The following is a 7,795-nucleotide window of genomic DNA, read 5'->3' as shown; positions in this document are numbered from 1 at the left end:
TCACGCTTCCCGGTCGACGAGGGCTTCGAGTTCGGCCAGCACGAGTTCCTCGACCAGGTCGGCCAGCGAGGACACCGTGCGGGCGGTCAGGACATCCCGCGGTGAGAGGTCGACGCCGAACGCCTCCTTGGTGCGGGCGGTGATGCGCAGGCTGCGGATGGAGTCGCCGCCGAGGGAGAAGAAGTTGTCCTCCACGCCGACCCGGTCGACGTCGAGCACCTCCGCCCAGATCGCGGCCAGGACCTCCTCGGTCTCCGTCCGCGGTGCCACGTACTCCTCGGAGGTGACCGCGTCGCGCTCGGGCGCGGGGAGGGCGGCGCGGTCGAGCTTGCCGTTGTTGTTCAGCGGTAGGGCGTCGAGTGCGACGAAGGCGGTGGGCACCATGTAGTCGGGCAACGACCGGCTCGCGTGCTCGCGCAGCGCGGAGGCCGAGGCGGTGCCCACCAGGTAGGCGACCAGCCGGTCCTCGTGCACCACCACGGCCACCTGCCGGACGTCCGGGTGCGCGTGCAGCACGGCTTCGATTTCGCCGGGTTCGATGCGGAAGCCGCGGATTTTGACTTGGTGGTCGGCGCGGCCGTGGTAGTGGAGTTGGCCGTTGTGCCAGTGGGCGAGGTCGCCGGAGCGGTACATGCGTTCGCCGGGTTGGCCGTGGGGGTTGGCGATGAAGCGGGAGGCGGTCAGGCCGGGGCGGTTGAGGTAGCCGCGGGCCAGGCCGGGGCCTGCGACGTAGATTTCGCCGATGACGCCGGGGGGTACGGGGTGCAGGTCGTCGTCGAGGAGGTAGACGCGCAGGTCGGGGATGGGGGTGCCGATGGTGTTGTCGTGGTGGAGGTGGGCGTGGGTGACGTGGACGGTGGTTTCGGTGATGCCGTACATGTTGATCAGTGCGGCGGGGTGGTTCCAGTTGTGGAGTTTGCGGATGTCGAGTGCTTCGCCGCCGAAGATGACGTAGCGCAGGTGCAGGTCTTGGGGTTGTTCGGCGGTGAGTTGGTAGAAGGCGGAGGGGGTCTGGTTGAGGACGGTGACCTTCTCGTCTCGTAGTAGTTGGGCGAAGTCACGTGGGGAGCGGGACACCGCGTGCGGCACCACGACGAGTCGGCCGCCGTGCAGCAGTGGTCCCCATAGTTCCCAGACGGAGAAGTCGAAGGCGTAGCTGTGGAACAGGGTCCACACGTCCTGGGGGCCGAAGTCGAACCAGTGTCGGGTGGCGGAGAACAGCCTGCCGACATTGCCGTGCGGGATGATCACGCCCTTGGGCTTGCCGGTGGAGCCGGAGGTGTAGATGACGTAGGCGGGATGCTCCGGCCGCAGCGCCACCACGGGATCGGTCGCGGGTTGGTCGGAGGTGTCCGGGATGTGGTCGAGGACCGCCACGGGTTGTGCGTCCTGGATCGTCGCGGTGATTCGTTCGGTGGGGTAGTCGGGGTCGATGGGCAGGTAGGCCGCGCCGGACTTGAGCACGCCCAGCACTGCGACGACCAGGTCCAGCGAGCGGGGGAACTTCAACGCCACCAGGCGTTCCGGACCCGCGCCCAGGCCGATCAGGTGGTGCGCCAACCGGTTGGCCCGCTCGTCCAGCTCCGCATAAGTCAGATGGCGGCCTTCACAGGTGACCGCCACCGCGTCGGGGGTGCGGGCGACCTGGGCGGCGAACAGCTCGGGGATGGTGCCGGTGGGCGCGTCGACCACATCACCGTTCCACTCCACCAAGACCTGCTCGCGCTCCGCTTCGGACAGCCACGGCACGCCGCCCACCGGCCGGTCCGGATCGGCGACCAGGCTGACCAGCAGGGTCCGCAGCCGCTCGCCCAGCCGCTCCACGGTCGCCGCGTCGAACATCGCGGGTTCGTAGCCGAGCAGCACCTCCAGCCGCCGCGCCGGGTACACCGTGGCGCTGAGCGCGAAGTTGGTCGTCTCCACGGCTTCCAGCTCGCGCAGGCCCATCTCGTCGGCCAGCTCGGTCGGGTAGTTCTCGAACACCACGGCGCTGTCGAACAGCGCGGCGCCGGGCTCGACCCCGCTCCACGCCTGCAAGCGGGTCAGCGGCACGTGCTCGAACCGGCGCGACTCCACCTGCGCCGCCTGCAGCCCGCGCAGCCAGTCCGCCACCGGCGCGGCCCCGTCCACCAGGACGCGCACCGGCAGCGTGTTGATGAAGATGCCGGTGATCCCGTCCACGCCGGGCAGGTCGGCGGGCCTGCCCGACACCGTCGCGCCGAAGCACACGTCGCGCCTGCCGCTGTACCGGCTCAGCAGCAGCGCCCACGCGCCCTGCACGACCGCGCTGGGCGTCAGCCGGTGCTCGCGGGCGAACTCGTACAGCCGCGCCGACTCGGCCTCGGTCAGCGACACCGGCAACCGCGCGGACGACGAGGTGGGGCCCGTGGCCGGGCGGTCGGCGGGCAGGGGGGTGGGGGTGTCGAACGTGCCCAGCACGCCGCGCCAGTGCCGCTCGGCCGCCTCGTCGTCCTGCTCGGCAAGCCAGGCCGCGTAGTCGCGGAACGGGCGGCGGTCCGGCAGTTCCTCGCGGGTCAGCACGTCGGAGAGCACCTGGAACACGCTCCAGCCGTCCAGCAGCACGTGGTGGAAGGTCCACAGCACCCGAACGGAGTCGGGGGAGAGCCGGGCGATGGTCACCCGCATCAGCGGCGCCCGCGTCAGGTCCAGGCCCCGCGCCCGGTCCTGGTCGAGCAGGCCGCGCAGTTCCTCCGCCTGTCGCCGGGCGTCGAACCGGCTCCAGTCCAGGAAGGTGAACGGCACCCGCACACCGGCGTGCACCACCTGCACCGGCTCGGGCACGTCCTGCCAGCGCACCGAGCTGCGCAGCACCGGGGTCCGGTCGACCACCCGCTGCCAGGCGGCGGCGAAGGCCGCCGAGTCCGGCACACCGTCCACGACGAACGTGGTCTGCTGGAAGTAGGCGTTGGAGTCGCCCAGGCCGTGGAAGACCATGCCCGCCTGCATCGGGGTCAGCGGGTAGACGTCCTCCACGTCCGAGGGCAGCAGGTCGACCTGCTCCTGGGTCAACCGCGCCAGCGGGAAGTCCGACGGGGTCAGACCACCGGTCCGCGACGAGGCGCAGTGCACGAGGATGCCGCGCAGCGCGGCGGCGAACTCCTCGGCCAGGCGTGCCACCGTGGCGTCGTCGTGGACGTTGCGGCTGTAGTGCCACGAGAACTCCAGCCGGTCGTCCTGCACCTTGCCCACCACGTCCAGCAGGTGCGGTCGGGGCGCGGCGGGGTCGGCGGACAGCTCCAGGTCCCGCTGCTCGGCGGTGAACCGGCCCAGGTAGTTGAAGCTCACGTCCGGGTCGCAGGCCAGCTCGCGACCCGCCAGGTGGCGCAGCGCGCCGTAGCCGATGCCGCGTCGCGGGACCGCGCGCAGCTGCTCCTTGACCGCTTTGAGCGCCCCGCCCCAGTCGGTGCCCCGCTCAGCGCGGGGCAGCTCCAGCGCCACCGGGAAGATCGTGGTGAACCAGCCGACCGTGCGGGACAGGTCCACGCCGTCGAACAGCTCCTCGCGGCCGTGGCCCTCCAGGTCCACCAGCACGCGCCGCCGCCCGGTCCAGTCCGCCAGCACCCGACCCAGCGCCGTCAGCAGCACGTCGTTGACCTGCGTCCGGTACGCCGAGGGCACGTCCTTGAGCAGCGCCGCGGTTTCGCGCTCCGACAGCCGCACGGTGACCACCCGCTCGGAACCGGCGGTGTTCGGGCCTTCCCGGTCGCGCGGCACGTCGGCGGCCTCGGTGACGACCGAAGCCCAGTGCGGCAGCTCGTCGTCGAACCCGCCCGAGGCGGTGTGCTCCGCCAGCCGCAGCGCCCACTCGCGGAACGAGGTCGTCTTGCGCCCGATGTGGGTGGCCCGGCCCCGGCGGGCCTGCTCGTAGGCGGTCATCAGGTCTTCGCTGAGCACCCGCCACGACACGCCGTCGACCACGAGGTGGTGCGCGGTCAACCGGACCCGGCGCGGACCGACGACCTCGGCGCGCAGCAGCGGCCCCCACGACGGATCGGGCGCGGCCTGCGGCGCGGCGTTGACCTGCCGCCACCCGGAGGCGTCGCGGTGGAACCGCATCCGCAGCGCGTCGTGGTGCTCCACCAGCGCGGCCACCGCGGTGGCCAGCGCGCCCCGGTCCACGTCGGCGTCGAACTCCACCGCCACCGCCTGGTCGAAGTGCTCCGGCCGCACGGTGTGGCGGTCCAGGAACCAGCGCTGGACCGGGGTCAGCGGCACCTCGCCGGTCACCGGGCCCTGGTCGGCCGCGGTGGGCAGGTCGCGGGTGACGTGCGGGGCGATGGCCGCGATCGTCTGGTGGGTGAAGATGTCGCGCGAGGTCAGCACCAGACCGGCCTGCCGCGCGCGGGTGACCACCTGGATGCCCAGGATGGAATCGCCGCCCAGCGCGAAGAAGTTGTCCCGCACGCCCACCCGCCTGGCGCCCAGCACCTCGGCGAACACCCCCGCCAGCACCGCTTCGACCGGTGTGCGCGGGGCCACGTAGCGGGCCTGGGTGTCGTGCTCGGGCGGTGGCGCGGGCAGCGCGTCCCGGTCCAGTTCCGGCACCACGACGAAGGCCGATGGCACCAGGTGCGCGGGCAGGACCTGCTCCAGGAAGCCGCGCAGCGCGGCGCTGCCGGGCGTGGACGCCCCAGGGGTGACGTAGGCGATGAGCCGGTCGCCGTCGGCGACCACGGCGGCGGCGGACACGTCGTCGTGGCGCAGCAGCACCCGCTCCACCTCGGTCGGATCGACGCGCAGCCCGCGCACGCGCAGCACTCCGTCGTCGGGCGGGAAGTCCAGCTCCACCAGGCGGCCCAGCGGTCGGTCCGGGTCCTCGACCACCAGGCGCAGCAACGACTCCAGGTCCTCGGCCAAGCCCTGCGCGGTCGCCGCGTCGAACAGGTCGGTGTTGTACTCGACGGTCAGCACCAGCGAGTCGTCGCGCGGCCAGAACTCCACCACCACGTCGAAGCGGGCCGACGGACGGGGCAGGTCGTGCTCGCGCACTTCCAGCTCGCCCATCCTGGTGCGCCGCAGCAGCGGCTGCTGCAACGCCACCACGGCCTGCACCAGCGGGCCGCGGCTGGGGTCGGGGTCGGGGCGCAGCTCGGCCACCAGCCGGTCGAACGGCACCGCGTCGTGCTCGAGGGCCTCCAGCGTGGTGGCCCGCACCCGGTCCAGGAACGCGGTGAATGGCAGCTCCGGGTCGACCCACGAGCGCAGCACCAGCGTGCGCACGAAGAACCCGGCCACCCGCTCCAGTTCCGCGCGCTCGCGACCGGAGCTGACCGTGCCGACCGCGATGTCGCGCTGGCGGCTGCGAGCGGACAGCAGCACCTGCACGGCGGCGGTGAGCGTCATGAACAGGGTGGCGTCGTGCGCTCGGCCGACGCTCGCCAGCCGCCGCACCAGCTCGGCGTCCAGCGGCCTGCGCAGCACCGCGCCGGAGGTGGTGCGCAGTGGCGGGCGCGGCCGGTCGGTGGGCAGGTCCAGCGCCTCGACCCCGTCCAGCCTGCGCCGCCAGAACTCCAGGTGCGGGGCGAGGTCGTCGCGGGCGGCGTCCCACACCGCGAAGTCCGGGTACTGGGCGGCGGGCTCCGGCGGGCGCGCCCCGGCGTAGAGGTCGGCCAGCTCGTCGACCAGCAGGGCCACCGACCAGCCGTCGGTGACGATGTGGTGCTGGGCCAGCAGCAGCACGTGCTCCTCGGGCGCGGTGCGCACCAGCACGGCGCGGGTCAGCGGGCCCTTCCGCAGGTCGAACGGCTCGGCCAGCTCGGCGGCCAGCACGCCGTCCACGTCGTCGCTGTCGACCACCCGCAGGGGGATCTCACCCTCGGCGGCGACCAGCTGCACGGGCTCGCCGTCGGCGGTGTCGAACGTGGTGCGCAGCGCGTCGTGCCGCCGTGCCAGCGCGTCGAGCGCGTCGGCCAGCCGTGGCACGTCCAGCGGCCCGCTCAGCCGCAGTCCGATGCCGGTGGTGTGCTCGGCGGTGCCGTCGAGGGAGAACAGCCTGCGCTGCGTCGGTGACAGCGGCAGCGGCACGCCGCGCGGCGCGCGCGGCAGCGGAGCGGCGTCCGTGGGCTTCAGCCGCGCCAGCGCGGAGACCGTGCGCGCGTCGAACAGCGCCCGCGCGGGCAGTCCGCGGCCCAGCCTGGCCACCACCCGCGCGGCCAGGACCGAGTCGCCGCCCAGCGCGAAGAAGTCGTCCTCCGCGCCGACCAGCGGCACGCCCAGCACCTCCGACCACACCCGCGCCACCTCGCGCTCGGCGTCGGTGCGCGGCGCCACGTACCCCTCCGGCTCCGCGTCGCCGAACACCGGCGCGGGCAGCGCGGCGCGGTCGAGCTTGCCGTTGGGGGACAGCGGGAACGACTCCAGCGCCACGAACGCCGACGGCACCAGGTAGTCCGGCAGCGAGGCGGCCAGGTGCTCGCGCAGCCCGGTGGTGTCACCGACGACGTAGGCCACCAGCCGCTTGGGGCCGCCGTGGTCGTCGCGCGCCACCACCACCGCCTGCCGCACCGCCGGGTGCTCGCGCAGCAGCGCCTCGATCTCGCCCGGCTCGACCCGGAACCCGCGGATCTTGACCTGGTGGTCGGCCCGGCCGACGAACTCCAGCTGCCCGTCGTCCCCGCGGCGCACCACGTCGCCGGTGCGGTACATGCGGGAACCGGGCGCGCCGAACGGGTCCGCCACGAACCGCGTCGCGGTCAGCCCCGGCCGGTCGAGGTAGCCGCGCGCCAGCCCGACCCCGGTCACGTACAGCTCGCCCTCGTCGACCGGGCGCAGCTCGTCGTCGAGCACGCGCACCTCGGTGCCGGGGATGGGGCGGCCGATCGGCGGGGTGCCGCCCGGTTCCAGCGCGCCGCTCCAGCTGGTGACCACGGTGGACTCGGTCGGCCCGTAGGCGTTGATCATGGTTCGGCCCGGCGCCCACTGCCGCACCAGCTCCGGCGGGCACGCGTCGCCGCCGACGATCAGCAGGCGGAAGCGGGGCAGCGGCCGGTGGGGCACCGTCGCCAGCGCCACCGGCGGGATCAGCGCGTGCGTGACCCCGTACTCCTCCAGCACGTCGGCGAGCTGGTCGCCCAGCAGCGGACCGGGCGGCGGCACGACCAGCGCCGCGCCCGCGGGCAGCGCCATGCACAGCTCCAGCACCGAGGCGTCGAAGCTGGGCGAGGAGAACTGGAGCACCCGGTCGCCCGGCCGCACGCCGAAGTGCTCGATCTCGGCGGCGGCGAACGCGGGCAGCCCGCGGTGGGTGACCACGACACCCTTGGGCCTGCCGGTGGAACCGGAGGTGTAGATGACGTAGGCCGGGTCGTCGGGGGAGATCTCCACGCCCGGATCGGTGTCGGGCAGCCCGGACAGGTCCACCGGGCCGTCCAGCACCAGCAGCGGCTTGGCGTCGTCGAGCATGAACGCGATCCGCTCGGCCGGGTAGTCCGGGTCGACGGGCAGATAAGCCGCGCCCGCGCGCAGCACCGCCAGTCGCGCGACGACGTTGTCGACCGAGCGCGGCAGCGCCACCGCCACCACCCGTTCCCGCCGGGCGCCCTTGGCGATCAGCAGGTGCGCGAGCCGGTTGGCGCGCGCGTCCAGCTCGGCGTAGGAAACCGATTCCCCGGCGGCGAGGATCGCCGGCGCGTCGGGTGTGCGTAACGCTTGCTCCCGCACCAAGGCGGGAAACAGCACTTGGGCAGACGTCATCGTCACATGAGCCTTTCAACGACTCGGTGCGCGTGGGCACGGCAGTTACCCACGAATGGTGAAGTTCAAACTTCGGATATCC

General features: G+C 73.2%; 1 protein-coding gene. It reads right to left on the bottom strand.

Annotation, left to right across the window (positions count from 1 at the left end; all coding sequences use genetic code 11):
* Positions 1-7,713, bottom strand: coding sequence for a non-ribosomal peptide synthetase (locus JOF41_RS15475; protein WP_209619787.1), 7,713 nt, complete (start codon positions 7,711-7,713; stop codon positions 1-3).
* Positions 7,714-7,795: the final 82 nt, after the last annotated feature.

The organism is Saccharothrix coeruleofusca, assembly GCF_017876325.1.
Taxonomy (GTDB): domain Bacteria; phylum Actinomycetota; class Actinomycetes; order Mycobacteriales; family Pseudonocardiaceae; genus Actinosynnema; species Actinosynnema coeruleofuscum.
The sequence above is the reverse complement of the archived record's forward strand: the minus strand, read 5'-3'. Positions and strand labels throughout refer to the sequence as shown.